Source organism: Vagococcus sp. WN80Y (assembly GCF_059621045.1).
Genome location: NZ_JCAQHY010000164.1, coordinates 1 through 26,375 on the forward strand (window position 1 = coordinate 1; position 26,375 = coordinate 26,375).

Below are 26,375 nucleotides of genomic sequence, written 5' to 3' on the forward strand. Positions count from 1 at the left end.
GTTGGTGTATAATAGTCATAGAGAACACTCCTTTTTGATTCTGTTGGCTTGCACTTACATTATATCAAAAATGGGGAGGTTCTCTTTTTTTAGTTGATTTAATCCCTTATGCCGTAAGGTATTGGAATTATGAAATTGATTCAAATATATATATTTCCGACTTATTTTACGGGATGTATATAGTTTTTTCTCTGTCACAATTTCCGAACCGATTCAATCGAATAAAATAAATGCTATACCTTAGAAAAAGTAGCTGTCCGGATTGAAACCTTACAAAAAGCGTTTGACCAAATGGAAGAAAGTCAAGACTCCACGTTAGAATAGTCGAAATTAAACTCATATCCAAATCAAAGAGGTCAACAGCACTGTTAGGAGAACCTAATCGCTGTTGACTTCTCTGCGTATCTCTATAATAACTTAGGGCATTAACTATAAACGTGACGGCAGTGTCTCCATAAGACTAAAGAAAGACTTAGCCTCACCCGTACTAAAATAGTCATACCAACATTCCAGTGTATCGGCTTGAAACACATCCAAACGCTCAATAATTTGCTTCGTCCACAGCAACGCTCCCGTTGAACTTGCTGTAATCAGATTATTATCAGCCACTGATGGCTCATCTATATAAGCAGCTTGTCCCCGATAACTAGGAACAAACATGTCAAGAAACCCTGCCCCATTACTAGTGTGTGGGCGATTATCCAATAACCCAACGATAGCAAGTGCCACAGTTGCACCGCAGATAGCGCCAACAGTGGCGCCTAAAGAAAGTAAATCGCCTGCCTTTTCGATAATAGCACCATGCTTAGGCTCATTCCACGTATCAGCACCAGGCAATAACAGCACACTGTCTTTACTCATACTGATATCATCAATTAAACAATCAGGCACTATCGCCAAGCCGCCCATTGTCTGGATTGGCTCCTTCGAATAACTAACTGTTTTGAGCGTGACAGGCTGTGCTCCCTTTTTGAAAAAACGACCAGAATTCAACTCTGACATAACATGCCCCATCTCCCAGTCAGCCAATGTATCAAGCACATAAATATAGATTGTAACCATAAAAATTCCTCCTCTTTCTCTATAACTAATTCGTCTTCTACGTTACTACTAATAATTACTAAGATATTTCCACCTAAACTCTCTTTTCATTACTTCTTCACTATATCATCCTATTGTTGACATCAGTATGGCAACAATATACAATGGTTAAAATTAATACTGAAAGGTAACACTAGTATGAAACTCGAAAGACTTATTAGCATTATCATGATTCTTCTTGATAAAGAACGGATTAGCGCTCAGCAACTAGCGGCTATGTTTGAAGTTTCTCCTCGCACAATCTATCGCGACATAGATACTATCAATCTGGCTGGTATCCCTATTCGCTCAACATCAGGCGTTGGTGGTGGCTTTGAAATCATGCCGAATTATAAGGTTGATAAACATGTTTTTTCATCTAATGACCTTGCCACTATCTTGCTGGGACTCACGAGCCTTTCCGATACGGTACGAGGCGATGAGTTGGTCAACGCCCTAGCGAAAGTCAAACGGTTTATCCCTGCTGACAGAGCGAAGGACATTGAATTAAAAACAAATCAGCTACATATTGATTTAAGTCCGTGGATAAGTAACAGAAATCTACAGCCCTTTTTAGAACTAATTAAGACCGCTTTAGAGGAAAAAAAGCTACTAACCTTTGACTATTCAGACCGCCATGGAAATAAAACCGCACGTACCATCGAGCCTTATCAGCTTGTATTGAAAAGTAGTTACTGGTACTGTCAGGGCTACTGTCTGAAAAGAAATGATTTTCGTTTATTCAAGCTATCTCGCTTAACAAACCTACACATACAAGAAACCCTTTTTGTGCCACGGGACTATCAAAAACCACACTTAGAGTTTTCTGATGTTTTGGAAACTCTGCAGACAAAAATTACGCTTCGAATTCATCAATCAGTTATGGATATCGCTCTTGAGTACTGCTCAGAGGATGATATCTCTTCCCTTGATGACGAACACTACCTTGTCAGCTTTCCTTTCATAGAAAATGACTATTACTACAACATTCTATTTAGTTTTGGGGATAAATGCGAGTGCCTAGAGCCGTCTCATATTCGCGCAGAAATGTCACGTAGAAGTAAGGCGATAGCCGCCTTGTATAACAATTAATACAAAATAACTTAGGAAAAATCCCTCTCAAGACACTCCATATATTTCGAGCTATCGCTGCCATTTCATCAAATACCACCCCTTTAAACCGATTGTTGATGCCATCAACACGCTTGTTTGTTTTTTTATTACCTTAAAACCCAAATCCGTGTACAATCGAACAGCCTTAGCATTTTTTTCTGCGACATATAAAGTCAGTCCCGTCTCAGAAAAAATAGTCTGACAATAACCGATCAAGGCTTTTCCAATCCCCCTACTTCTAACCTCCGACGACACAGCCATAAAATCAATATAGCCTTCCCCCTCATCCGGTTGATATGATAGTAACCCCAGTAACATTGACAATCTGATGCATTGAGAAACAGACAATGTCTTTTTCAGTGACGAATAAATTTTTTGGTAGGTATCTCCACTCATTGTTAGAAATAAACAACCGCACAATTTGCCATTATCCTCAGCAATAACTAGCTTTTCTTGTTTTTCACTCATTAGATACTCACAAAAAGCGACAATGACATGCCATACTTCTTGGTTAGAAAATAATTTCTTTGAAAATTTCGCTTCAAATCCCTCGTAAACTAAATGAGATAATTCGTCAACAGGATGCTTTATCTCACAAGCGTTCATATTTTTGATACTAATGGTCATAATTTCACCTCAATCGAATAGATCATTCCACTATTATAGGCCAATGAACACGGTATATTTTCATAAAGAAGAAAATTTTCTCGCGAGGCGTTACTCATACTAACTACCAAATCGCTAAAAAAAGCAGCCACTTGTTTTTCAACGTCTCTTCGGTCTTTCACCACAAAACTCTTGCAAGCATATGTTCCTGATGGAAAGACATAATCACAAGATTCTTTTGTACTCTTCAAGCACATAGTAGCAGTGTTATTTTTCGATAAAACGTAATAGGGCTCATCTAAATGAGGGATTGTTAAGGTTGCTGCTTTAAAATAGTCGATTGACTCCTCCTCAATCACCTCTTCCAGAATTTTTGCATACCAACGTTCTTCCCTTTCAATAAAAACGATGTCGTTCAAGCTGTATGTTTTTTGTGAATCAATCATTTTTGTCATAATTTTCTGAATCTCCAACAGCTCATTAATTTTTTGTTGGATTTTAACTTCTGCTTCTTCAAACATTGGTTGTATATCTTCTAATGTCAAACTAGCTTGTATTTCTTTAATGGAAAACCCGACTTCTCTCAACATGTTAATCTGATATAAGCGATAAATATCTATTTCTTCAAAATAGTAATAGTTATTTTCCTTATTTCTTTTTGGTTTTAATAGCCCTTTATCAACATAATATCTGATTTTATACTTTGACAGATTAAATAATTTAGCAAGCTCGCCAGTTGTGAGTGGTTTCATAATTTGTTCCTCCCTTATGAGTTGCATTCATTATAAACCTTGTGGTAACCACACAGTCAAGTTTATCAACTAACAATTTCGAGTCATTTAAACACGTCGTTAAGTCTATGCCTACCGTAGTTTTGGAACTTCAAACATCGCATTTTAGTTCGCTTTAATTTAACCCAAAAAGGCAACTCTGTCATCACTGACAAAGTTGCCTAATTCGGTGGAAAAATTCGACCCAATTCTAGCCGTCCGTACCATTTGACTTAGTGCTGATTCAACATCAGCTTATGACTTCATTATCAAAAAGAAAGCTCGGCTTGTTTCAAGCCATGACCCGTTATCTGATACGTGATTACCTCGTTCTTTTCCAAGACCTTATTTGTTTCTTTATTAGATAGCGTTAATCGATCCTTAAAATCTTTATGGCTGACAGTAATATAATCTCCTATAGAAAGAGGAACAACTTCTTGTTCGGCTGCATAATCCGTTCTACCGCTATACTCTTTCGCGTATTTTTCTATCCTATTCTCGTCTTGTATCAGAATACTTGCATACATATCAGTAAAATACCAATGAGGCTGCGCTTCCTTCGTGTCAATGATCGCTTGGTTAGTTCCTAAAGATAGAACCATCGTTACAAATATCTTATCACCTAACCCTCTAAACGTATAATTAAATTGGTAACCATTTTCTGGTTTTGGCTCAGGAATTAGACTCATCTCTACTTGTTTTAATCCTGTCTCCGTTATTTGATAAGTGACTGTTTCTTTCGTCTCGAGAACCTCACTTGTCTCTTGATTCAGTATAGCCAGTCGGTACCTGTCTTCCTTGTGACTAACAGTGACATAGTCACCTATAGAGAGAGGGATGATGTCTCGGTCAACGGTGTAATTCACCCTGCCACGATACTCTTTCCCATATTTTTTCGCTCCCATTCCATCTTGTATCAGAATACTTGCGTAAACATCATTAAAGTACCAATGGGGCTGTGCTTCCTTCGTCTCAATAGTCACTCGACCCTCCCATATAGAAAGAACCATCGTAGCAAACATTTTATCACTTAAGCCATTGAATGTATAATTAAAACAATGACCGTCTTCTGCTTTAGGCTTAGGAATCAAGTGTGTCTCTATTTGCTTCAACTCATTATCAATTAATTGATAGGTAATCGTTTCTTTTGTTTCTAACCGCTCATTTGTTACCTTGTTTAGTATCATTAATCGATTCATAGGCTCTCTATGACTGACCGTAATATAGTCACCGACAGAAAGGGGAATTAATTCTCGTTCAACAGCAGTAGTGGTCCTGCCGCCATACTCTCTCCCGTATTTTTGGGCCCCACCTTCACTTTGTATCAGAATACTCGCATACATATCAGTGAAATACCAATGAGGTTGTGCCATCTTCGTCTCAACAATCGCTTGCTTGCTTGTTAAAGAAATCCCCATGATCGCAAAGACGTTATCACCCATGCCCTTAAATGTGTACTCATATTGCTGCCCTTCTTCTACAATCAGACCGAGCACAGGTATTGAACTAGTTGCAACTTGTTCTAAACCCGTATTTCTAATCTGATACGTGATCAGCTCTTTCGTCGCTAAAGCTAGATTTAATTCTTTGTTCATTATACTTAATCGTTCATCCACCTCTTTATGGCTGACTGTAATATAATCACCGATCCCAAGAATCACTTTTTCTTGGCTAGCCGGATAATCAACTCTCCCACTATACTCTTTCGCATACTTACTCTCACCATTGCTGTTCTGGATCAAGATACTTGCATAGGTCTCATTGTTAAAACCACCATGAGGCTGCGCTTTCTTCGTCTCGATAACCGCTTGATTAGCTGATAAAGAGATCGCTATTGTGGCAAAGATATTATTCGCTTGACCTTTAAACGTGTAGTTAAACTCTGTGCCTTCCTCTGATTTAACTTTAGGAATAGAGCTCGTTTCAACTTGCTTCAAGCCATTATTAGTGAGCTGATGTGTCATTATCTCTTTCGTCGCTAACATTAAATTTAGTTTTGGGTTCACTATGCTTAATCGCTTGTTTGCCTCTTTATGAGTGACAGTAATATAATCGCCAATTGCAAGTGTTACTTTTTCTTGACGAGCAGGATAATCCGTTCTCCCACTATACTCTTTCCGATATTTGCTCACACCATTACTATTCTGAATCAGGATGCTTGCATAGGTCTCATTATTGAAACCACCATGAGGCTGCGCTTTTTTCATCTCAATAACCGCTTGATTAGTTACTAAAGAAATTGCCATTGTGGCAAAGATATTGTCAGCTTGACCTTTAAACGTGTAGTTAAATTCTTTTCCCTCTTCTGGCTTAACTTTAGGAATAGAGCTGATTTCAACTTGTTTCAAGCCACTATCAGCAATCTGATAGACAACTGATTCCTTGGCTACTAACCCTACATTCAAGTCTTTGTTTACTATACGTAATCGTTTGCTTGCCTCTTTATGAGTGATCGTTATATAATCACCTATCCTAAGAGTCACGTCTTCTTGACCAGCAGAATAATTAACTGTGCCAATATAAACCTTCGCATATTTGTTTACACCATTTTTATTCTGGATCAAAATACTTGCATATCTGTCGTTTTTGAAACTACCATGAGGCTGCGCTTTTTTTGTCTCAATCATCACTTGGCTCGTTGCTAAAGAAACCTTCATAGTAGCAAATACCTTGTCTTCCTGACCTTTAAACACATAATTAAACTGCTTACCATCTTCTGAATTGACCTCAGAAATAGCAATCATTTCGACTTGTTTCAAGCCAGTATCAGTGAGCTGATAGGTAAGTGTCTCTGTCCCGTTCGCCGCTAAGGCCTCATTTGTTTCTTGATTCACTATCGCTAAGCGATTCTTAGGTTCTTTATGAGTAACCGTTATATAATCACCTATCCCAAGAATCACGTCTTCTTGCCTCGCAGAATAATCGACATTACCAACATATTCCTTAGCATATTTTTTCACACCATTTTGATTCTGTATCAAGATACCGGCATATCTTTCGTTTTTAAATCCACCATGAGGTCTAACTTTTCTTGTCTCAATAACCGCTTGATTAGCTGCTAAAGAAACGCCAACAGTTGCAATGACACGATCATTTACGCCTTTAAACGTATAATTAAATTCTTGACCAATTTCCGGCTTAGCCTTTGGAATCGTGCTTGTTTCAACCTGTTTTAATCCCCTTCCTGTGAACTGATACGTGACCCTCTCTTTCGCCTGCAAAAGCTCATGGGTTGCTTGATTCAAGATTATCAAACGATACTTGGCCTCTTTATGGGTAACAGTTATATAGTCGCCTTTAGCAAGAGGGATTTTTTCTTGATTATCTGAATAATTCGACCTGCCGGTAAATTCTTTCGTGTATTTTCTTACACCTTCTTCATCTTGTAGCACAATACTTGCGTATAATTGATGACTAAAATACCAGTGAGGTCTAACCTCTTTCGTCTCAACTGTTACTTGTTTATCAATCAAAGAAATCCTCATTGTCGCAAATAAGTTATCGCCTAATCCTTTAAACGTGTAATCAACTTGCTCACAGCCTTCTGCTTTATCACCTAAAAACAGCTCAGAATATTTTAGTTTGTAGGCTGTTCTGGCCGGTTCTGATAGTTGTTCAATAGTTGACCTCAACTTCTTCTTTTCTGTCACTTGGGCAGTTGACGATTTCCATAAGGCAGATTCTTTTTCTAACAAGCTTGCAGTATGCTCAATACGCTTGATTAATTCCTCTTCAAAAGTTGCAGCAATGGCATTGTTTTTCAATCCCTGCTTTGTAACGATCCAAGTATTAATTTTTTGAGAAGAATCGATACTAGCATCACTTGATCGAAGTCGATTTTTAGTCTCCTCATGAAAAATCTCAAGAGTATCTCCTACTGAAATAGCAACACGATCTACCCCCATCTCCGCATGATTTCCTTCTACATTCTTTTCATATTTTATTTTCCCTGCACTATTTTTTATCGTCACTTTTGCATACGTTTTCTTATCAAAATAATAGTGCGGCGTTTGCTCGGTAATGGATATAATTACCACTTGATTGTCAAAATTAGTTTCAATTGACCCAAAATACTTCTCTCCTAATCCAACTAAACCTATTGTTTGATCCATTAGACTACTTACCTTTATTTTTTATTCTAACAATTAACTTGTTAGTGGCTTCTTTAATATGTAACATAGACATTTGGCGGCAGATACTCTATTAAGTTGTCGCCTAGTCACTCTAAAAAAATGAAACTAATCAAATAAGACCCTACAGGCCTATCCTAAATAAGGAATATCTCTTACAAGTGGGAATTACAGAACACTTTAACAGGCATTTTCCCATCTATTTGTAGTAAAAAATCTACTATCCCTGACCTTTGTTATAAAATAGTAACCTTTTTCGATCAAAAATATTCACTTTATGTGGTTTATCGAATCAAAATCCAATCAAATAAGGAACGGCCACTAGCAAACTTCCATAAGAAAAGTCTGCACCGCAAGGCAGTATTGCTTGCTTATCCCATCCTAAACTAACTCTTTTTCTTCTATTTATCATTATTATATAAAAAACAGAGAACTACGGACATACTAACAACACTAATATTTTTTCAAAACACCTAACTTTAAACGGTAGCATTTCGAACAAAAATAGCCAGTGTATTAATACTCTTCTACATAAATATAACATAATTTACAGCAATGTAAATAACTTTACCGTTTTTTATCCCACTATATTGCGAACAAAAAACTTATATGTCCTAAATGATGTGGCTTAATTATCATCTGTCTTGTCTAAAGAGAACCCAAGGGAAAAATAGAACCATCTTCTATTAATTGTTATAATGAATAAAATATCACTCATTATCAACGGTGAGCAAAACGTTGATAAATCAAGATGATACGATACGTGTCAGCCACTATTGAGAAGTGATATTATTAACGCGCTCCAAAAGTCTGCTCTCTCAACAATTTCTCAAAATACGCGCAATCGAAATAGCCGATTGTTCGTATTCTTCGAGATTGCTCGGAGCAAAACGACTTTATGTCTCAGCTTTTTTGAGAAAATAGGGTTAGAGGTGATGTCGTGAACATTGGAGATAGAATCAAAGAAAATCGGTTAAAAAAAGAATTAACCCAAGACCAACTCGCTCAATTATTAAATGTGTCTCGTTCGACTGTTTCTAGTTGGGAAGTTGGCAGGAATTATCCAGACTTAGATACAGTCATTTCAATTTGTGATTTATTTGACCTCTCTCTAGATAATCTTTTAAGAGATGACAGAACAATGACAAAAGATATGTCAAAAAAATTAAAAATGAATCGCTACTATAACATCCTATTAATTGTGATTGGTCTGATAATCAGTGCTTATCTAAGCATCAATACAACAGCACAAATGAATGAAATCCGCTATCGTCATAATCTGACTGCCTATGGTTGGGAGATGGTTCACTCCCCTAATTTTCACGATAGTCAAAATGAGTATGAACTAAAGGAGGACAATATAACCTACTCGCTTAATGTTATGCCAACTAGCCTAATCGATTTTCCAATCTATATAGAAAAACCGAATATCATTGCTAATAAAGATGGGTTTGTCGTCTCTGTTGAAAATGACAATCACTTCAGAGTGAGTAACTTTCGACAAAATGATGCCAATCTGCCATTTGATATTAGTGTCAGAGTTGATAAAGATGGGAAATTGATGTCAAAATATTCTACTTTATCTAGCTCAAAAAGAAATTAGGTGGATGAATACTTGGATACATACCAAGATATCCATAGTGAGTTAATTAATAAGTCGATACAAAAAAGACACGAAATTATTGGGTCGTTTCAGAAGTGACATACATAAGAGTTCATTTTTTTCTATAGCAATCAAAGAACGAGGCTGTGACATAAAGTACAGCCCCTTTTTACTATATTTAGCTAAACGCCTTTTTTCAAACTTCTTTTTGTTTGAAATAGCCCCTATCCAAATAGTTAACTCTTTCACCAGTCACTTTCAAGTAATACTCAAATTATTTTGACATTACTTAAATCAATCTAGTATAGTTAATAATATGTCAAACATAGGAGAATCACATGGAAAAAACCTTAAAAAAAAGACCCATAAAGTCTGAATTAACATTTTTAGCACGCTATGAACTCTATAACTTACTCATATTTGTTGGGCTTTATTTCATCACCAAATTTATGATAGATATAGCATTTGGTTCAAAACCTTTCATCTTACAAATTGCCTCCTTCTATCCACTGGCATTAATATGCCTACTACTATTAGAAGGAAGTTTTTATTGGCACAATAGCTTAAATAGGATGACAAAAAAAAGAGCCTCAATCGCATAAAAATGGGTCGACTATTCTACCCACTAATGTGGATTAATTGGGGATTAATCATTACGTATCTCCCTGTGATTACATTTTCAAAAGCAACTATCTCCTCTACAAGCCTCATTGTTGGTCTATTATTTTATCTATTGGCTACTATCGAACAAATAAATTATTTTTATATTCGGCTTTCTTATGAAACAATCTCTGGTGGTCTCTTACTTCTCAAACCTTTCAAGGAGTTAATCTCTGGTAAGGGAAAAAAATCACAACTTCGTCGAGATATCCAATTGTATTTGAAGAGCAAATCCACTACCCAAAACTAACACATGAAAGGAAGCACAACACCCATGGAACTCTATAGCGATGACTTAAAAGAAGAAATAATTGACGCCCTTAATTTTACAGTCAACTCTGGTTACTACGATCAAGATGATAAAGAAGAATTAGCAACTGAATACCTAGAAGAAATTTTTTCAGAATATGACCTTGAAGAACCCTCTCCAGATCTTATTGAAAAGATACTAGTCGAGGTTCAGAATCACCGACCGACACATCCAAGCAGCACTAATTACAAAAAACTACGTGACGTATTCGATCAGCTGAATCGTGAAGGAATCATCGCAATTGACTTTGCTGGCTTTGATATAAGCGAGGGACATGAAGAAGTAGGGACGGTCTTTCAATTTATGAAGCAACATAATATCCCTAGAAACGGGTATTGCTTTTACCACCAACAGGACATTGAGCGAAGCATGTCTCCCGCAATCCAAAGCCTTTATCTTGCCTTCCATAGTACTGATGGCGATGAAGCTCAAGCCCTCTTGGTTGGAAAACGTGTCGTTGAATTACTCACTGAAGCGGGCTTCACTGTTTCATGGAATGAAACTCTTGATGAACGTATTGGCATTCAGTCTTTTATCTGGGATAAAGTACTTGATAATGAGGATGTGGGAGCTGAACGGGCGATTAGAATTATGGAAGAAGCAAATTTGAAATAATTTTTGGAACCTTTTTGCCACTGGAGCTGTGATATAAGCCACAGCTCCATTCTTGTTTCTAGTTTAGATAGATTATCCCACACTAAGTTATCAAATTTTCTCTTTCCTTCTTAACCTCTCAATTTCTACTTTCACTACCGATAATTATCTAAAAAAGATGTCGCATAGTTACACGCTGACATCTTTTTTTGCGATTTCTGTTTTATTATGTCTTTATCAAACGCTGCTATACCAGCATTCTATTAACTATCCTATTCAGATTCCCCCAACTTCATCTCATAAAAATCTTTACTCGCTACATACTATGCGGTACTATGTATGTAGCGATATAAAAAAAGGAGGGAAACTTTTGGAAAAATCAGATTGGCTAGCACAAGTCAAAAGAGGCATTTTAGAATATAGCATCATGTCTATTATTAGCAAAAAAGAAACTTACGGCTACGATATTATTACGACATTAGCGCAATGGAATGTCTTAGCCACCAAAGAAGGAACGATCTACCCGTTATTAAAGCGATTAGAACGAGATGGCTTAATTAACTATCAGTGGAAAGAATCTGCTGAAGGTTTACCCCCAAGAAAATATTACAGCCTCACAACAGAAGGGACTGCTTTCTTAAAAATTATGGATGATGAATGGACAAATCTCAATACTGCCATTGACACAATAAAACAGTAAGGACTGATAACTATGACTAATAAAATGAATTCAGCAGAAAAAGCAGAAGCCTTTTTAAATGATTTGGATAAACAAATCGAAAAAGTAAATAGCCAAGAAGCGTCAGAAATAACAAAAGAAATTAGGAATCATATCTATGAATCTCTTAATAGAGGAGATTCTATTGATGACATTTTGCAACGACTTGGACATCCGAAAAAACTGGCAAAAGCTTATGTAGCCGATTGTCAACTTAATCAAAAAAAGATCACCGTGTCACCGATCATTTCCGTTTTACAATTAGGATCACTAGGCTTAGTTGGCACTATTTTAATCCCAACATTCTTTTGTGTAGCAGCCCTATTTATCGTCTTAGCCAGCTTAATAATCGGTATCGCCACCACCAACCTATTAGGTATAACACAAATCCCTTTAATGGTTATTTCAAGTAGCTATATGTTAACAGGCTTCCCACAATTTATCAGCGCTATCTTCGTTTCTATCCTAATGATAGTCGTAGGCCTCTACATTTTGAGGCTTATTCAAAAGTACTGTAAGCTCATTATCACTAAATATAAATTATCGCTGACTGTTAATTAATCACGCTCAATCAAAAACGCGACATTCCTTTCTAGGAGCTGTCGCGTTTTTGATTCATTTTATTACTTTGACTTGTTTAACATCTCTCGATAGATCTCTATTTTGTCACCAAGAAACTCAATATGTTCCACAATTTCTTGCTTCTTTTGAACCAATACATCCGATTGCTCATACAGCAGTTGCAGGCGTTCTTCTACCGTTTCATTGCCATGATAGCGTAATTCGGCATATCTTTTCATCTTTTTTATTGGCATTCCCGTCAGCTTGAGCTTTTTGATAAACTCAATCCATGCCACATCCGCCTCATCATACACTCTTCGATTAATCTCATTTCGTGAGGGAATAATTAGCAGTTCTTTTTCATAATAACGCAACGTATCAATAGACAGATTGACCCTTTTAGAAAATGCTCCGATTGAATAGGTCATGATCCTCCTCCTTCATGAGTCTCAAATTATAACCTGACTTTATCATATGGCATCACTGAAATCAATTTAAGTTCATAAACAATGCTTCAATTAGAAATCCTTTTCCTCTAAATAAAAACAACTGTAAAAGTAGGAGGAGACTTTGATATAATTGTTAAGAAGCAACTTAACTTACTTTTATGGGGGACAAACATGATTGAAACCATAGGCTTTTCCTATATTGGCTTACTATTTATGCTAATGCTAATCATTCCAAATTTGATTTGGGCAAAAAATCAACCTAAAGAATACAGCCCTGAAAACGAAAATAAAGGATTATCCCTTTTAGAACGAATTGGACAAGTTTGCGTCACAACCATCGCTCTTTTTACCAAAACATTTAATCCAAGCAGCTTCGGGCCATGGATTATTTGGCTAATTGTCACCTTCATTGCCATGCTTCTTTATGAATGCTGGTGGATTAACTATTTTAAAAGTGAAAAGACTTTGTCAGACTTTTATAGTAACTTTTTAGGAGTTCCAGTTGCAGGTGCGACACTTCCTGTGGTTGCTTTCTTTTTATTAGGTATTTACGGAAAATCCATACCAATGATTATCGCTATCATACTATTCGGTATCGGTCATATCGGTATCCACTTAGAGCACAAAGCGTCTATCTAGTTTATGTCCGTAAAAACCGTACATGCTTTTTTACTAGTTTGTTATTAAAGCCTTACCCTTATACATTCTTGATAGATGAAAAGGTTTAGTTCACTTAGAACGAGAGCCCTGTTTAACGCCTTTAAACTTTCCTTTTGAACTTAACTTTACGTTATAAAAATAGCCTTTTCTCGATTGAAACATGTACGCAGTTTGCTTACATGTTTCTTTTACTAAGTTGTTATGTTAAACAATTAATCACACCGTATCTCTAACTCACTTCCAATCAATCAGAGGCCATCAGACGCAAGTCATCATGAGTAGGAGCGCTGTTTAAGCACTCCCTCTTTATGTTATTAACTATTTTTTTCTCGATTGAACCATGTACGCTGTTTGCGTACATGACTTTTCGGATATCTTGTTATGTTAAAACTAAGAGCCAATCTCTGGGCCATAAGTCATACGAATTCCCACACTCACTTTAAATCAATGTTATATAATAACCAATTCTCGATTGGTTCATGTCCGCAAAACGAAGACATTATTTTATTATATCTGCCACTAATATCCTGCTCTTGAAAAGAACGATTAAGTCTCATCAGTCTAGTTATATCACGACTCTCTTGGAACTGTCTAATTGGTACCGTTACTCATAAGAGGCTATTCGACCCAAAATGACTGTTGCTGGTCTCTATTCGTCTTTAAAAACCCCATACATATAGGGATTTGTCTATTTTATTGAGTAATCTGGGGTAAGAACAGAGGAAAAGGGGTAAGTTGCGTATTTATCTGGTTTATTACGATTTCCCCTTTATAGTGACGATAGTTATAATTATTTTTAACTCTCACCCGATCTTTACAGTGTAAAGATTAAATGATATACTTTTATAAAAATATCAAGGAGACCTTTTAATGAATAGTGAAACCTATCATCATGGCAATCTGAAACAAACACTCATTGAGTCTGGAATTGTGATGATTAATGAAGTTGGGATAGAATCTCTATCACTTCGAAAAGTGGCAAAAAAATGCGGCGTGAGTAACGCTGCCCCATATGCACATTTTAAAAATAAAGAAATATTTCTAAATGATATACAAAGCTACATAGAGAAACAATTTGTTGACGTATTAAAATCGATCGCTACGGAGCATCGTACTCAGTCAGATATCTTACTAAAAATTGGAGAGGGCTATGTCACATTTTTTATCGACAATCCACACTATTACTATTTCTTATTTTCAAGAGGAAATAATGAACTGAATTTTTCTTTAAAACTATCAAACGAAAGCTCTATCAAACCATTAGAGTTCTTCAAAAAGATATCATTAGATGTACTATCAAAAAGCGGGTTATCTCATGAGGATATTCAAAATAAATTTATAGCCATGTGGTCACTCGTTCATGGATTAGCCAGTATAGCCATTATGCCCAACCAAACATCAGACATTGATTGGAAATTGAAAACCAATGAAATTATCCAATCTATATCTATTCCCTATCAGCATAAATAACTCATTCTCTAATCACTTAGGAAGGACCGTATTGATGAAAAACCTGTCAAAAAAATATCTAGCGTTAGCCTTTGTTACTTTTCTTCTTTTTATGTTGGAGCTCTTCTCTTTAGGAATTTTGGAACCTCTTCTTTTTAATGTTACTTACACCAATTATTCTAATAGTCAAAAAGGAGGACACTGGATAGTGACAGTCATTTTATGGCTGATTTCTATTAGTTGTGTTGCGGCGTATAGCAATCGTTTGACTGAAAAAATTAGCTATTTAAGTTATCAAAAATTAGAACAAAGAAACTGGATTATAGTAGGATTTCTCTTAATTACTTGCAAAATCATTACTTTTATTGATTGGCAAACATTGAAAGTGATTGGTGAGTTTCATAAAAAAAATAACCTTTATCTTTTCACGACTCAGTATCTCTACTATTTTATTGAAATATTCCTCATATTACTTATTGTAATATTTGCTCAAAAATCATTTGATTTATGGCAAGGAAAGCCATCCACAATTCCCGTTGGTGGCCTATTTTTAGCCCTAACTTGGGGAGCGTTTCATTTTATTTCAACAGGTGGGGATCTGTGGAATGGTTTTTCATGCATGGTCTTCTCGATTATTTGTGGATTCGCCTATCTATATCTAAATAGAAACATCCCTCTGTTTTACCTATTTTTTTGTGTGGGGTATTTATTATGAGTGATAATCCAAGAAAGTCGACTCCTAAAACAGAATTCCGTGTCGCAAAAAAAGAAGAAATACCACAAATTATTGACTTATTTTCAGACTCATTTAAAAATGACCCACTCATGTACATTTTTAACCCTAAAGGAAAAAATCAAAAGATGTTTATACGTAATCTATTTAGTGTAAACACCGCTTCCTATTTTCGTAGACATCTATGCTTTGTGACTATCATTGAAAAAGAAATTGTAGCCGCAGCATTGGTCAAAAAGAAAACTGTACCGGAAATAAATTTTTTAGATTACGCTATATCTGGTGGCTGGAAATTAATAGCCAACTTAGGCCTCCCAAGCTTTATCAAATTCTTATCAATTTATGATACCGCTCAAATTGATTGCAAACAAGCAGCCCAAAACGCTTGGTACATAGACACTTTAGCTGTTAGGGTGACTCGACAAGGAGAAGGTATTGGGGGAAAATTTATTCAACAATGTATACTGCCTTATATCAAAAAAAATGGCGGTGGACTACTAACTTTAATGACTCAAAACGCTAATAACTACGATTTCTATGTCAAAAATGGTTTCATCAATTTTTCAAGTAAGACATTAATAAATGACGGGGTTGAAATTTGGAATTACAGCTTTAATCAATTAATCACAACGAATAATTCTAACGACTAAAAAATTACAAAGACCTCACACCGCTCTCCCCCGAAAAAATAGATTATTTCAACTAATCAATTTTTCAGAGTGAGTACGGCAGAAATAGAAACCTTACTCTATCTACTAAAAAGTAAAAAATTCCCTTCTATGGATGCTTTGTCGTTAGCGGGTTAAAAAAATTGAATTGACTCAAAAGATTTTTCTCATCTAATCTTTCGCACCGGCCTAATGTATTTCCAAAATTGTTCTGGATCATGATAAAAATAAATCATCCTATTAGGAGATGTGTCGAAGCAAAAATCCGTATCAGAAAAATCAAAGGTTGCCATGGCTTGCTCGACCTTCTCTTCTACACTACGATTTTCTTGCTCATAATTAAATGGGCCATGTTCAAACACTAAATAATCCGCTTCTGGAACATCCAATAACGCCATTTGCGGAGGTACCTCTCTCTGATAATCAATCGGAAGTCGCACACCATAACACTCCGTCCGCGGAATCCCCCAATCACAGAGCCTGCCTTCTGGATCATTGATATAAGCCATAATCTGACCACTGCCACTGTTAATCTCACTTCCGCCATTATCATCCAGCTTCCCTTTAATACTATCAAGTAGTCCGCAAATAGTTTCAGAATCTTGCTCTGGAATAAGGGCTTGCTTTTGCCAAAAATCCCAATAGCCATTGCTTTCACTATTTTTAATATGCAAAAATTTGTGTGCTCGAATGGTAATAAAATACGTCTTAATATCCTTTGTAGATGCCATCATCCCTATCTCTCCTAATCCTAAAAAGTATCGGTCGAAGACACTTATTTTAGTACGAAGGACAACTGGTCGAGGATTTCTACGATAGTCACTGGGAGTCAGCCCATACATTTTTTTGAATGCTCTAGAAAAAGCCTCATGTGAAGAAAAGCCGTGAGTACAGGCAATCTCCAACAAACGCCTGTTACTATCACGCACCTCTTTCAAGGCAAATGCTAACTTCCGATTTCGCAAATATTCCCTGAAGGATAAGCCCGAGATTTCCTTAAATTTTCTTGTCGTATAAAATTCGGAATACCCCAATTTTCGCGAAAGATGACACAACGACAACGCTTCATCGTTATGATTTTTAATACACGTATCAATCTCATCAAGGATGAATTGAATCTGTTGTTGCCACTCATACATTATCCCTTCACCTCGTCTCGATCAATCTATAGTCAGTATAAAGAACTGGCTAAATAATCGCTTGATTCTACTTGCTATTTCATCCCCGACGTCTCTACTCCCCCCTATTATAAGTAATAAAACTTGTCAGCAACAAGCGAATAATAGTTATTTTAACATTACCTAGCTAAATTGCCTTATTACCTCTGTTGTTACTAAAAAAAGTGATAAGTATCATCAAAATACTATTCCTATACTGACTAGAAAAAAACCTCAAGTCATTAACCATCAATTTTTAGGCAACTTAGCCTCTTTTAAGGCATAGTCCCAATTAAACAACCTCTATAATACGGTGGATATAGCTAAATTGATAAGCTAGGTATTCCTTTTGCTAGGAGTAGCATTAATAACACAAATTACATACGCTCTAAACTCGAGGTACGTTTTTAAGCTTTTGAACAGGTCGAGCTTTTTTTCATCAATAACGGTAATTACAGCTGATGTTAGTTGCTGATTTAGCTGATACAAGACATGATCAAGACACTCGCATTTTTTTACTTGAAACTTACTGATATAAATAAAAAAACTCCCTCCTAATAAAATGACTGGCTCTCTACTTAACTGCTAGCGTTAAATTAGAGGGATTTTTGCTGTCCACTATTTTCTACTTCTATTTATTACTTCCTCCAAAAATATACTATCTGTTGAGGTCACAAGCAATCTGTTTAAACATATCTATTCTATAATAGAAAGCCTACACAGCAAGCTTTTTAGTCTCAATTATTTTTGGCACGGTAATTGCTAATAGTAAAGTGTGCTAACGATTCAATAAAGCGAGGTGAAGACAATGGAAAAAAAATATTTAATTGCCACCCATGGAGAGATGGCAAAAGGGCTTCAAAGCTCGTTGACTATTTTAGCTGACAAAGGTAATGATGTCACAGTCATTAATGCTTATGTCACAGATGACGATTATACACCTGAGATTGTTTCATTTATTGATTCAATTAACGAAAATCAGCAAGGCATTATTTTTACAGACTTATTTGGAGGTAGTGTCAATCAAAAAGTAGTGACAGAGGTCCTGCAACGAAAAAAAGAAACGATCTTTATAATTTCTAACACCAACTTAGCCATTATTCTATCCTTGCTATTTGTTGCCGAAGATCAACCGATCACGAACGAGTTGATCGAATCCGCAATCAATGAAAGTCAGGTACAATTAGTTGGCTTAACACTATTAAACGAAGAAGACTCAATATTTTAGGAGGAAATAATAATGATTACACAAATTCGCGTAGATGATCGCTTAATCCATGGGCAAGTAGCAGTAGTCTGGACTAAAGAATTAAATGCCCCTCTGCTGGTCGTGGCAAATGATGATGCAGCAAAAAATGACGTCATGCAAATGACCTTAAAGATGGCTGTTCCTAATGGCATGAAACTATTAATTCGTTCTGTTGATGAAGCCATTGAGCTTTTTAATGACCCTCGAGGAAAAGATAAACGTATTTTTGTTATTGTTAATAGTCTGACAGATGCCAATAAGATTGTCCAAAATGTCCAAGATATCGACTCTGTCAATGTGGCAAATGCTGGCCGTTTTGATAAGTCAGACCCCAAGTTAAAGAAAATGATTTTCCCAAGTGTCCAATTAAGCCCTACTGAAATAGAGGCAGCAAAAGAATTAGCCAACGTCGCACGAGTTACAAGTTACAATCAAGTTTTACCAACTAACCCAAAACTAAGCTTAAAAGAAGCACTAAAATAAGGAGGAAACAACATGTTAATACATGCAACTATGGCGGCGTTAGCCGTGTTTATCTGTTTTGCCGGAAACTATTTAACTGGACAAAGTATGATGGAACGTCCTTTAGTCGTAGGTCTTGTGACAGGGATTTTAATGGGGGATATGAAAATGGGGATTTTGATGGGTGCCTCATTGGAAGCGGTCTTTTTAGGGAATGTTAACATCGGCGGGGTAATCGCAGCGGAGCCCGTTACTGCGACAACCTTAGCCACAACCTTTGCTATTATTTCTAACGTTGAACAAAAAGCCGCTATGACCTTAGCCGTACCAATTGGAATGTTAGCGGCCTTCGTCGTCATGTTTTTAAAAAATGTCTTGATGAATGTGTTTGCCCCCTCTCTAGACAAAGCAGCTCGTGAAGGAAATGAAAAAATGGTTGTGACTCTTCATTATGGCACTTGGATTATTTACTATCTCATCATTGCCTCCATCTCATTTATTGGGATTTTAGCAGGTAGCGGACCAGTGAATACTTTTGTAGAAAACATTCCAGGGCAGTTAATGAATGGTCTTAGTGCGGCTGGTGGACTCTTGCCAGCAGTGGGCTTTGCCATGTTAATGAAACTTTTATGGGACAACAAATTAGCGGTCTTTTATATTTTAGGATTTGTTCTAACGGCCTATCTTCAATTACCGGCCGTTGCGGTTGCAGTAATTGGTGTTGTTATCTGTGTCGTTAGTGCGCAACGAGATGTTGAAATGGATCAGCTTGCTAAAGGTCGAGGTGGTGCGGTTGCGACGGCTGGTGCAAGTAAGGCTGATGAAGAGGAGGACTTTTTCGCATGAAATTACAAGAAAACCTAACTAAAGAAGAGAAAAAAATGATGCGGTCTGTATTCTGGCGCTCATGGACAATGAACGCCTCTCGGACTGGAGCTACTCAGTACCATGCAGTTGGTGTGATGTATACCCTACTTCCAGTCATTAATCGTTTTTATAAAACAAAAGAAGAACGTGCTGATGCTCTAGTACGACACTCTACATGGTTCAATGCTACTATGCATATTAATAATTTCATTATTGGACTTGTTTCATCAATGGAGAAACAAAATAGTGAAGATGAACAGTTTGATGCTAGCTCAATCACCGCTGTAAAAGCCTCACTAATGGGTCCAATTTCTGGCATTGGTGACTCATTCTTCTGGGGAATTTTACGAGTAATCGCTGCGGGAATCGGTATCTCTTTAGCAAGTTCCGGTTCACCATTAGGGGCAATTGTTTTTCTACTTTTGTATAATATTCCAGCTTTTTTAATTCACTATTATGCTTTATATAGTGGTTATTCAATCGGTGCCAGCTTCATTCAGCGGATGTATGAATCTGGTGGAATGCGTATTCTAACAAAATCCTCTAGCATGCTAGGCTTGATGATGATGGGAAGTATGACCGCTTCTAATGTTAAATTTACGACAATTCTAGAGGTGGCAGTTAAGGGTAGCGAAGAAACGATGAAAATTCAAACTTATTTGGATCAATTATTTGTCGGCCTTGTTCCACTAGGCGTTACACTATTCGCTTTCTGGCTATTACGGAAAAAAGTCAACGTCAACTACGTGATGTTTGGAATTATGTTCTTAGGCATCATTCTTGGTTTACTGGGGATTTGCTAATGGAGAAAAAAGCGTTATTCTTTGATTTAGATGATACTTTACTTGATAATTTTACGGCGTTTAAGAAAACCTTAGCTGATTTAGCGCCCACTATTGAGCTAAAGGAGAACGATTGCTTTATTCTTTATCAAGAGTTTCGAGGTCACAGCGAAGCCATTTACGAAAGCTCCCTAGTTACAACTGATCTAGCAAATAATTACGAGTTAGCTCGTTGGGATTACCTTCTGACCAAGCTTAATCTCCCTAATACTGTAACAAACTTGAAACAGTTTGATGATGTTTATCATCACTACCAAAGTCAAGGAAAGCTACCAAATGCTTATCAAGAGCTGTTCAATCAATTACACGAGGCAGGGATACTAGTGGGCGTGTTTACCAATGGTTTTTCACACGCCCAGCGAGCTAAAATCAACCAACTGGAACTGACTAGTCAGATTCCTAATGAATGGTTAATTGTTTCTGATGATTTTGGTAATGCTAAGCCTAACGTGAGCTGTTTTAGAGAGCTGAAAAATCGGTTACCATCCACAATTGACGACTTCTATTATGTGGGTGACAGCTACAAAAATGATATCGCCCCTTCACAACAGGCAGGTTGGCAGCCCATTTGGTTAAATCGTTTTGCTGAGAAATCAAAAGGACATGAAAAAATAATGGTCAAGACCGTTCCAGAATTGATCGCTAAAATACAAACTATTATTTAACTATCATTGTGTGAATTCCCCGTAGCCGTGCTGCGGGGTGTTCTCAGTTTTTATGTTAGGATAGTGTGTACGATTGAGAGGGGGAGATTATAGATGAAAATAGAAACACGAAATCAATTGTTAACGTTGTTAATTGAAGAAGAACAATTAACTACCTCTGAAATAGCTAAGGCGGTTAATCTTAGTCGATCAGCTACTAGCTTGTATTTGAATGAATTACTACAAGAAAGAGAAGTCATTAAGCTTGGCACAAAACCTGTTTACTGGCAATCTATTGCCACGGCTAAAAAAAGACACGGTGATCCTTTTCAAGAATACATCGGTAGCCAAGGCAGTGCAAAAAAAGAACTTGAAAAATGTAAAGCTGCCATTCTTTATCCACCATTAGGCTTACCCTTATTAATCCACGGAGCCAGTGGGGTGGGCAAAAGTTTTTTAGCTCAACTAATCTACGATTTTCTACAAGATCAAGCTGTCTCAGGCGCTGAAAAATTCATTGTCTTTAATTGTGCAGATTACGCTAATAATCCAGAGCTGCTCTCATCCTTACTTTTCGGCCATACCAAAGGTGCTTTTACTGGAGCTGACAAAGAGCGGAAAGGTCTGCTAGCCCAGGCTGATAATGGGGTTCTTTTTTTAGATGAGATTCACCGCTTGTCTAATGAAAATCAAGAGAAATTATTTCAATTTATGGATAGCCATAAATTTCGACCAATGGGAGAAGAAAATAAAGCTGTCACGTCAAATGTTCGACTACTTTTTGCCACGACGGAAGATCCTGAGAAGGTCTTATTACCAACCTTTTATCGACGTATTTCTGTCTTAATAGAGTTGCCTACTTTTCATGAACGACCAATTTTTGAAAGAATGGCGCTAGTTAAGCATTTATTTTTGAAAGAGGCTCGTCGGATTAAAATGACTATCCAAGTAGCACCGTCTATTTTTGATAAACTGATTTACGAAGAGCTAGCGGGTAATATCGGCAGTTTAGCTAATCAAGTTCAATTATACTGCGCTGAAGCTCTCCGCAACGATCATCCCGATGGCGTTATTTTTGTTGGAGAAAATTCCTCAGATAATATCATGATTGATTTTTTGAGTCCTGATCAACTGATAGATAATCAACTAGAGCATACTCTTCAACAACAATTTTTAGCTCTTCTGGAGAATATTGATGAGCTTCCTATCCTCAAGCAAGAGATCCTAACATTTGATCAAGACTTTTTAGAACCAACTTTTGCCAATGAAAAAACAAGCTTTATTAATCAAATTGGCAACAGCATTCAATTACAAAACTCCTTGATCATTGATAAGGATTATTTAACAGAAAACACCAGTCGGGTAATCGGCAGACTTTTACTGCTACAAACGGAAATTCCTGATAAGCTCGTTTCCAACCTAGAGCACCGACTTTCAAAAAAGTATCCACGAACCACTCTTCTAGCAAACAATTTGACCGCTCAAATTGATCCTGAACTTCAAGAGTTCGTACGGACTTTGTTAGCTCTTTTTTTGATAGAAACAGTCTCAGAGGATATTCGATATCAGGCATTATTAGTTGCTCATGGGAACACGACTGCTTCTAGTATCCAAGCAGTCGCAAATAAATTGTGTGGCGACTATATCTTCGATGCGATTAATATGCCCCTCACTTCATCCATTCGTGATGTGATTGCGCAAGTCAAGCTATGGTTATCAGAACGCGATACAACTGAAGGGGTAATTATGCTAGTAGATATGGGGTCTTTGACGCAGCTGTACAAAAGTTTGAAACCACAGATATTAGGCGAGCTTTTAGTCATTAATAATTTAACAACCTCCTATGCTTTAGAGATTGGTCATCAGCTGTTGAATGGTGATTTATTTTACAAAATTGCGAAATCTGCTGAGAAAAAATTCGTCACAAATGTTCAGTATTTTGAAGGCTTTGCTGTAGAAAAGAACATCATCATCTCAAGTATTTCTGGTCAAGATATTGCAAAAAAAGTAAAAGAAATTTGTCGCAACTACTTTAACCAAGATTTAAAATTAATTGTGTTAAATTACAATGAATTAATCAAAACCTTGGATCGTGCTTATGCTGAGAAGGATTATTTGAAAGAAACATCGCTGATCTTAACAACCTCTTACTTAGATAATAAAACCGATGTAGCCAGTTTTAATTTACTTGATGTGTTGGATGAAAATGCTGAAGACCAGCTAGCAAAAGACTTTAAGCATCTCATCCACCCCAACAATATTCCTAAATTAATTAATGAGTTCATCCACTTTTTTTCAAAAGAAGGCTTATCAGAAAAGCTCGTCTTCTTAAATCCAGATGTGATTATCCGCCAAGTTGAGGACATTACCGATAAGTGCGAAAAACGTTTCAACTTACAATTACGAGCCAAGATGAAATTCAACCTCATGATGCATGTCGCTTTGATGGTCGAACGAACCATTTTGGGGGCAGAAGATTACCCAGTACCGGAAGACATTAATTTACTAAAAATTAGCAACAAGCCTTTTTACCAAAATGCCAAAAATATCTTTTATTCAATTGAACAATTTTACAAAATCGAAATTTCAACGTGGGAATTATATGTCTTATATGAAATTTTATCTGGCTAAAGCCTATCAAAAATAACTAGCCAAATAGAGAGGACGGTCTCACTTCCGCCCTCTCTATTTGACTCGTTTAACAATTAATTTCTACCACCAATTGCTTCGAACCCTTCTTTTATCTGATCAATAAACGCTTGCTGATGAGGCGCAAACACTTTCTCCTTACGATATAAAAATGCCAATGTGGCTCGAGGAATCGGCTCTTCAATCTCAATTAGCTGCAGTTTATCAAGGGAATGAAATTTCGCGAAGCTCAGAGGTAAAATCGTCACACCTAGATTTTGCCGCACTAAATCCAGACACGGGACATAATTAGGAAATTCATAAGTCGGTCTTAGGCTAATATTTCTTTGACTAGCCACCTCTCCAACCATCTCTCGAACCGCCAATGTTGGCTTAACTAAAATCAAGCGTTCCTCTCCTAATACTTTCAAAGATACCCGCTTGTGAGCCGCTAGTGGATGTTCTTTGTTAACGGTGATAAAAAACTGATCCTCAAATAATTCCTCCACAGCTAAATCCCCAGTACTTGAAATAACAGGTAAGTACACCAAACCAAAATCTGCGCCCTTTTCCAAGACATTTCTCACGACATTTTTACTGCTACACTCATCTATTTTGACCGTAATGTCTGGGTAAACTTGACCATATTTTGCTAATGTCTCTGTAAAAAAATGACAGCCTGTACTATAAATAGTGATCTTATCTGCTTCTATTTGAGTCGTCTTATTTATAGGCTTGAAGCTTCAATACCTCTCCTTCTGCTGTTAGCTTCAATTTGTTGCGCTCCTTAATAAACAGGGAGCATCCTAGATTTTCTTCGAGTGATTTCATCTGCTGGCTTAACGTTGGTTGTGTGATAAATAAGCGCTTAGCGGCGCGCCCATAATTCATTTCCTCGCACAAGATAACAAAGTAATTTAATAACCTTAAATCCATGATAGCCTCCTGATAGTTTTTGCCTATGGCTATTATAGAACATTACTATTGGAAAAACTAGAATGAAAGAGTATACAATCAAGAAGTAAGCGAATCACCTACTACGATTTTTGGAGGAAAAATAAATGATGAATACAATTAACGAGAAAATCATGCCACGGGCTATGAAAATTTCTCAAAATAGCTACCTAAGCTCGGTGAGCGATGGCTTTATGATGCTAATGCCGGTGCTAATTATCGGTTCAATGTTCTCGCTTTTGAATAACTTGGCGATTGACAGCTATCAAACTTTTATCGTATCTACTGGCCTTAAAGACTTTTTCACTATACCTAATAGGGTCACCAATGATATTTTATCGATTTACGCTGTCTTCTTTATTGCCTACGCTTTTGCTAAACGGTTGAACCGCGATCAAGGGGTCGCAGGTATGATTGCCCTTTTCTCCTTTTTGGCCGTCACTCCTTTTGGCAACACTCTCGTAACGATTCAAAGTTTTCTGACAGCTAATCAACTAACCGTCTCAGAAGGTGTCGAAATTCCAGCAGCTACTTTTTTACCGATGGAATGGTTAGGCGCAAAGGGCTTATTTGTTGCCATTTTTGTCGCCCTTATTTCGACTAAGTTATATGATTTTCTTTTAGCGAAAAATCTCATGATTAAAATGCCCGATTCAGTGCCACCAACGATTGGCAAATCTTTCGCTGGTCTCATGCCCGGTTTTGTTTCAATTATCTTCTTTATGCTAATTGATAGGCTAGTTGCACTTATTCCAATTGAGGGGGTTACAGGGATTCAATCTGGTATTTACAGCGTTATTCAAGCACCGATTGAAAACTTTTTAGGAAATAACATCTGGTCCTTTATCTTCGCTGCCTTCTTTGCACAATTACTTTGGAGCTTAGGTATTCACGGAATGACTGCTATTATTTTACCCATTTTTTATCCGTTGTGGACCTCTTTAAACAACGCCAATGTCGATGCGTTAAATGCCGGAGTCTCTGTATATGAACTACCGAATATTTTAAATAGAACCTTCTGGCAAGTCTATACCATTTGCGGAGGTTCAGGCTTAACACTAGGACTTTGTCTCTATATGGTCTTTTTCGCTAAAAGTAGTCAATACAAAACTCTAGGGAAGCTATCAGTCATCGCTAACTTTTGCGGGATTAATGAGCCGGTCATCTTCGGCTTACCGATGGTCTTAAATCCAGTGATGATTATTCCCTTTGTTTTATCACCGATTGTGGTCTCAGTTCTTGCTTATGTGTTAACGGTGATTAATATTCTACCGCGTCTAACAACTATCATTCCTTTAGGAACACCCGTTATTATGTCTGGCTTTATTTCCACCGCCAGCGGTTCGTGGCGTGTGGCGCTTTTCCAAATCGTCATTATTGTCTTGAGCGCATTCTTATACTTGCCTTTCATCAAAATTTTAGATAAAAAAGCTGTTTTAGACGAAACCGCCGCTTAAACAAAGGAGAC

The 26,375-nt window shown here is 36.9% G+C and carries 25 protein-coding genes; 17 read left to right on the forward strand and 8 right to left on the reverse strand.

Annotated elements, in window-relative coordinates:
• Positions 1-429: 429 nt before the first annotated feature.
• On the reverse strand, positions 430-1,062 hold the full coding sequence (locus AC5KOD_RS15165; protein WP_496915413.1) for a type 1 glutamine amidotransferase family protein: 633 nt from the start codon (positions 1,060-1,062) through the stop codon (positions 430-432).
• Positions 1,063-1,239: 177 nt separating this feature from the next.
• Between AC5KOD_RS15165 and AC5KOD_RS15170 the strand changes: the two genes are divergently transcribed.
• Positions 1,240-2,172 (forward strand): helix-turn-helix transcriptional regulator, encoded by a 933-nt coding sequence (locus tag AC5KOD_RS15170; RefSeq protein WP_496915414.1) that lies wholly within the window; start codon positions 1,240-1,242, stop codon positions 2,170-2,172.
• 51 nt (positions 2,173-2,223) lie between these two features.
• Here AC5KOD_RS15170 and AC5KOD_RS15175 read toward each other — a convergent pair whose 3' ends face one another.
• The 3 genes from AC5KOD_RS15175 to AC5KOD_RS15185 all read right to left on the reverse strand — a co-directional run bounded on the left by AC5KOD_RS15175 (position 2,224) and on the right by AC5KOD_RS15185 (position 7,681).
• Positions 2,224-2,820, reverse strand: a complete 597-nt coding sequence (locus tag AC5KOD_RS15175) for a GNAT family N-acetyltransferase (RefSeq protein ID WP_496915415.1) — start codon at positions 2,818-2,820, stop codon at positions 2,224-2,226.
• Positions 2,817-3,551 (reverse strand): MerR family transcriptional regulator, encoded by a 735-nt coding sequence (locus tag AC5KOD_RS15180; protein WP_496915416.1) that lies wholly within the window; start codon positions 3,549-3,551, stop codon positions 2,817-2,819. The genes AC5KOD_RS15175 and AC5KOD_RS15180 overlap by 4 nt, the downstream gene beginning before the upstream one ends.
• A 287-nt stretch (positions 3,552-3,838) precedes the next feature.
• Positions 3,839-7,681 carry a putative mucin/carbohydrate-binding domain-containing protein gene (locus AC5KOD_RS15185; protein ID WP_496915417.1) on the reverse strand — a complete coding sequence of 1,281 codons (3,843 nt, stop codon included), beginning with the start codon at positions 7,679-7,681 and terminating at the stop codon, positions 3,839-3,841.
• A gap of 958 nt (positions 7,682-8,639) precedes the next feature.
• On the opposite strand from AC5KOD_RS15185, the gene AC5KOD_RS15190 reads away from it, so the two are divergent.
• The 5 genes from AC5KOD_RS15190 to AC5KOD_RS15210 all read left to right on the forward strand — a co-directional run bounded on the left by AC5KOD_RS15190 (position 8,640) and on the right by AC5KOD_RS15210 (position 12,145).
• Positions 8,640-9,302: a helix-turn-helix transcriptional regulator gene (locus AC5KOD_RS15190; RefSeq protein ID WP_496915418.1), complete on the forward strand. Its 663-nt coding sequence runs from the start codon at positions 8,640-8,642 to the stop codon at positions 9,300-9,302.
• Between the two features lie 338 nt (positions 9,303-9,640).
• Complete coding sequence (locus AC5KOD_RS15195) at positions 9,641-9,904, forward strand: hypothetical protein (RefSeq protein WP_496915419.1); 264 nt, start codon at positions 9,641-9,643, stop codon at positions 9,902-9,904.
• 332 nt (positions 9,905-10,236) lie between these two features.
• A complete protein-coding gene (locus AC5KOD_RS15200; protein ID WP_496915420.1) occupies positions 10,237-10,887 on the forward strand; it encodes a DUF6891 domain-containing protein in 651 nt (216 codons plus the stop codon).
• 349 nt (positions 10,888-11,236) lie between these two features.
• Positions 11,237-11,566: a PadR family transcriptional regulator gene (locus AC5KOD_RS15205; RefSeq protein ID WP_496915421.1), complete on the forward strand. Its 330-nt coding sequence runs from the start codon at positions 11,237-11,239 to the stop codon at positions 11,564-11,566.
• Positions 11,567-11,578: 12 nt separating this feature from the next.
• Positions 11,579-12,145: a DUF1700 domain-containing protein gene (locus AC5KOD_RS15210; RefSeq protein WP_496915422.1), complete on the forward strand. Its 567-nt coding sequence runs from the start codon at positions 11,579-11,581 to the stop codon at positions 12,143-12,145.
• A 62-nt stretch (positions 12,146-12,207) separates the two neighbouring features.
• Here AC5KOD_RS15210 and AC5KOD_RS15215 read toward each other — a convergent pair whose 3' ends face one another.
• Positions 12,208-12,573 carry a MerR family transcriptional regulator gene (locus AC5KOD_RS15215; RefSeq protein ID WP_496915423.1) on the reverse strand — a complete coding sequence of 122 codons (366 nt, stop codon included), beginning with the start codon at positions 12,571-12,573 and terminating at the stop codon, positions 12,208-12,210.
• Between the two features lie 192 nt (positions 12,574-12,765).
• Here AC5KOD_RS15215 and AC5KOD_RS15220 point away from each other — a divergent pair, with 192 nt between their 5' ends.
• The 4 genes from AC5KOD_RS15220 (at position 12,766) to AC5KOD_RS15235 (ending at position 16,086) form a co-directional block, all read left to right on the forward strand.
• Positions 12,766-13,233 (forward strand): hypothetical protein, encoded by a 468-nt coding sequence (locus AC5KOD_RS15220; protein WP_496915424.1) that lies wholly within the window; start codon positions 12,766-12,768, stop codon positions 13,231-13,233.
• A gap of 891 nt (positions 13,234-14,124) precedes the next feature.
• The gene (locus AC5KOD_RS15225; RefSeq protein WP_496915425.1) at positions 14,125-14,724 is read left to right on the forward strand and encodes a TetR/AcrR family transcriptional regulator; all 600 of its coding nucleotides are present in this window, start codon (positions 14,125-14,127) and stop codon (positions 14,722-14,724) included.
• A gap of 187 nt (positions 14,725-14,911) precedes the next feature.
• Entirely contained in the window at positions 14,912-15,418 is a 507-nt protein-coding gene (locus AC5KOD_RS15230; protein WP_496915426.1) for a hypothetical protein, read from the forward strand.
• Positions 15,415-16,086, forward strand: a complete 672-nt coding sequence (locus AC5KOD_RS15235; RefSeq protein ID WP_496915427.1) for a GNAT family N-acetyltransferase — start codon at positions 15,415-15,417, stop codon at positions 16,084-16,086. The genes AC5KOD_RS15230 and AC5KOD_RS15235 overlap by 4 nt, the downstream gene beginning before the upstream one ends.
• A 185-nt stretch (positions 16,087-16,271) precedes the next feature.
• Here the strand turns inward: AC5KOD_RS15235 and AC5KOD_RS15240 are convergent, their stop codons facing one another.
• Positions 16,272-17,243: a helix-turn-helix transcriptional regulator gene (locus AC5KOD_RS15240; protein WP_496915428.1), complete on the reverse strand. Its 972-nt coding sequence runs from the start codon at positions 17,241-17,243 to the stop codon at positions 16,272-16,274.
• A gap of 826 nt (positions 17,244-18,069) precedes the next feature.
• On the opposite strand from AC5KOD_RS15240, the gene AC5KOD_RS15245 reads away from it, so the two are divergent.
• The 6 genes from AC5KOD_RS15245 to AC5KOD_RS15270 all read left to right on the forward strand — a co-directional run bounded on the left by AC5KOD_RS15245 (position 18,070) and on the right by AC5KOD_RS15270 (position 23,956).
• On the forward strand, positions 18,070-18,489 hold the full coding sequence (locus AC5KOD_RS15245; RefSeq protein WP_496915429.1) for a PTS sugar transporter subunit IIA: 420 nt from the start codon (positions 18,070-18,072) through the stop codon (positions 18,487-18,489).
• A gap of 12 nt (positions 18,490-18,501) precedes the next feature.
• A complete protein-coding gene (locus AC5KOD_RS15250) occupies positions 18,502-18,993 on the forward strand; it encodes a PTS sugar transporter subunit IIB (RefSeq protein WP_496915430.1) in 492 nt (163 codons plus the stop codon).
• A gap of 12 nt (positions 18,994-19,005) precedes the next feature.
• Complete coding sequence (locus AC5KOD_RS15255) at positions 19,006-19,818, forward strand: PTS mannose/fructose/sorbose/N-acetylgalactosamine transporter subunit IIC (RefSeq protein ID WP_496915431.1); 813 nt, start codon at positions 19,006-19,008, stop codon at positions 19,816-19,818.
• Complete coding sequence (locus tag AC5KOD_RS15260) at positions 19,815-20,642, forward strand: PTS system mannose/fructose/sorbose family transporter subunit IID (RefSeq protein WP_496915432.1); 828 nt, start codon at positions 19,815-19,817, stop codon at positions 20,640-20,642. Before AC5KOD_RS15255 ends, AC5KOD_RS15260 begins: the two co-directional genes overlap by 4 nt.
• On the forward strand, positions 20,642-21,346 hold the full coding sequence (locus AC5KOD_RS15265; RefSeq protein ID WP_496915433.1) for an HAD family hydrolase: 705 nt from the start codon (positions 20,642-20,644) through the stop codon (positions 21,344-21,346). Before AC5KOD_RS15260 ends, AC5KOD_RS15265 begins: the two co-directional genes overlap by 1 nt.
• 93 nt (positions 21,347-21,439) lie before the next feature.
• Positions 21,440-23,956: a sigma 54-interacting transcriptional regulator gene (locus AC5KOD_RS15270; RefSeq protein ID WP_496915434.1), complete on the forward strand. Its 2,517-nt coding sequence runs from the start codon at positions 21,440-21,442 to the stop codon at positions 23,954-23,956.
• A gap of 74 nt (positions 23,957-24,030) precedes the next feature.
• Here AC5KOD_RS15270 and AC5KOD_RS15275 read toward each other — a convergent pair whose 3' ends face one another.
• Positions 24,031-24,684, reverse strand: coding sequence for a LysR family transcriptional regulator substrate-binding protein (locus tag AC5KOD_RS15275; RefSeq protein WP_496915489.1), 654 nt, complete (start codon positions 24,682-24,684; stop codon positions 24,031-24,033).
• A complete protein-coding gene (locus AC5KOD_RS15280; RefSeq protein WP_496915435.1) occupies positions 24,677-24,889 on the reverse strand; it encodes a LysR family transcriptional regulator in 213 nt (70 codons plus the stop codon). The genes AC5KOD_RS15275 and AC5KOD_RS15280 overlap by 8 nt, the downstream gene beginning before the upstream one ends.
• 125 nt (positions 24,890-25,014) lie before the next feature.
• Here AC5KOD_RS15280 and AC5KOD_RS15285 point away from each other — a divergent pair, with 125 nt between their 5' ends.
• Complete coding sequence (locus AC5KOD_RS15285) at positions 25,015-26,364, forward strand: PTS sugar transporter subunit IIC (RefSeq protein WP_496915436.1); 1,350 nt, start codon at positions 25,015-25,017, stop codon at positions 26,362-26,364.
• Positions 26,365-26,375: the final 11 nt, after the last annotated feature.

What these genes read in the sequence shown, in the direction of transcription:
- AC5KOD_RS15165 (WP_496915413.1), bottom strand. Translation starts at nt 1,062, where the DNA reads ATGGTTACAATCTATATTTATGTGCTTGATACATTGGCTGACTGGGAG.
- AC5KOD_RS15170 (WP_496915414.1), top strand. Translation starts at nt 1,240, where the DNA reads ATGAAACTCGAAAGACTTATTAGCATTATCATGATTCTTCTTGATAAA.
- AC5KOD_RS15175 (WP_496915415.1), bottom strand. Translation starts at nt 2,820, where the DNA reads ATGACCATTAGTATCAAAAATATGAACGCTTGTGAGATAAAGCATCCT.
- AC5KOD_RS15180 (WP_496915416.1), bottom strand. Translation starts at nt 3,551, where the DNA reads ATGAAACCACTCACAACTGGCGAGCTTGCTAAATTATTTAATCTGTCA.
- AC5KOD_RS15185 (WP_496915417.1), bottom strand. Translation starts at nt 7,681, where the DNA reads ATGGATCAAACAATAGGTTTAGTTGGATTAGGAGAGAAGTATTTTGGG.
- AC5KOD_RS15195 (WP_496915419.1), top strand. Translation starts at nt 9,641, where the DNA reads ATGGAAAAAACCTTAAAAAAAAGACCCATAAAGTCTGAATTAACATTT.
- AC5KOD_RS15200 (WP_496915420.1), top strand. Translation starts at nt 10,237, where the DNA reads ATGGAACTCTATAGCGATGACTTAAAAGAAGAAATAATTGACGCCCTT.
- AC5KOD_RS15210 (WP_496915422.1), top strand. Translation starts at nt 11,579, where the DNA reads ATGACTAATAAAATGAATTCAGCAGAAAAAGCAGAAGCCTTTTTAAAT.
- AC5KOD_RS15215 (WP_496915423.1), bottom strand. Translation starts at nt 12,573, where the DNA reads ATGACCTATTCAATCGGAGCATTTTCTAAAAGGGTCAATCTGTCTATT.
- AC5KOD_RS15220 (WP_496915424.1), top strand. Translation starts at nt 12,766, where the DNA reads ATGATTGAAACCATAGGCTTTTCCTATATTGGCTTACTATTTATGCTA.
- AC5KOD_RS15225 (WP_496915425.1), top strand. Translation starts at nt 14,125, where the DNA reads ATGAATAGTGAAACCTATCATCATGGCAATCTGAAACAAACACTCATT.
- AC5KOD_RS15235 (WP_496915427.1), top strand. Translation starts at nt 15,415, where the DNA reads ATGAGTGATAATCCAAGAAAGTCGACTCCTAAAACAGAATTCCGTGTC.
- AC5KOD_RS15240 (WP_496915428.1), bottom strand. Translation starts at nt 17,243, where the DNA reads ATGTATGAGTGGCAACAACAGATTCAATTCATCCTTGATGAGATTGAT.
- AC5KOD_RS15245 (WP_496915429.1), top strand. Translation starts at nt 18,070, where the DNA reads ATGGAAAAAAAATATTTAATTGCCACCCATGGAGAGATGGCAAAAGGG.
- AC5KOD_RS15250 (WP_496915430.1), top strand. Translation starts at nt 18,502, where the DNA reads ATGATTACACAAATTCGCGTAGATGATCGCTTAATCCATGGGCAAGTA.
- AC5KOD_RS15255 (WP_496915431.1), top strand. Translation starts at nt 19,006, where the DNA reads ATGTTAATACATGCAACTATGGCGGCGTTAGCCGTGTTTATCTGTTTT.
- AC5KOD_RS15260 (WP_496915432.1), top strand. Translation starts at nt 19,815, where the DNA reads ATGAAATTACAAGAAAACCTAACTAAAGAAGAGAAAAAAATGATGCGG.
- AC5KOD_RS15265 (WP_496915433.1), top strand. Translation starts at nt 20,642, where the DNA reads ATGGAGAAAAAAGCGTTATTCTTTGATTTAGATGATACTTTACTTGAT.
- AC5KOD_RS15270 (WP_496915434.1), top strand. Translation starts at nt 21,440, where the DNA reads ATGAAAATAGAAACACGAAATCAATTGTTAACGTTGTTAATTGAAGAA.
- AC5KOD_RS15280 (WP_496915435.1), bottom strand. Translation starts at nt 24,889, where the DNA reads ATGGATTTAAGGTTATTAAATTACTTTGTTATCTTGTGCGAGGAAATG.
- AC5KOD_RS15285 (WP_496915436.1), top strand. Translation starts at nt 25,015, where the DNA reads ATGATGAATACAATTAACGAGAAAATCATGCCACGGGCTATGAAAATT.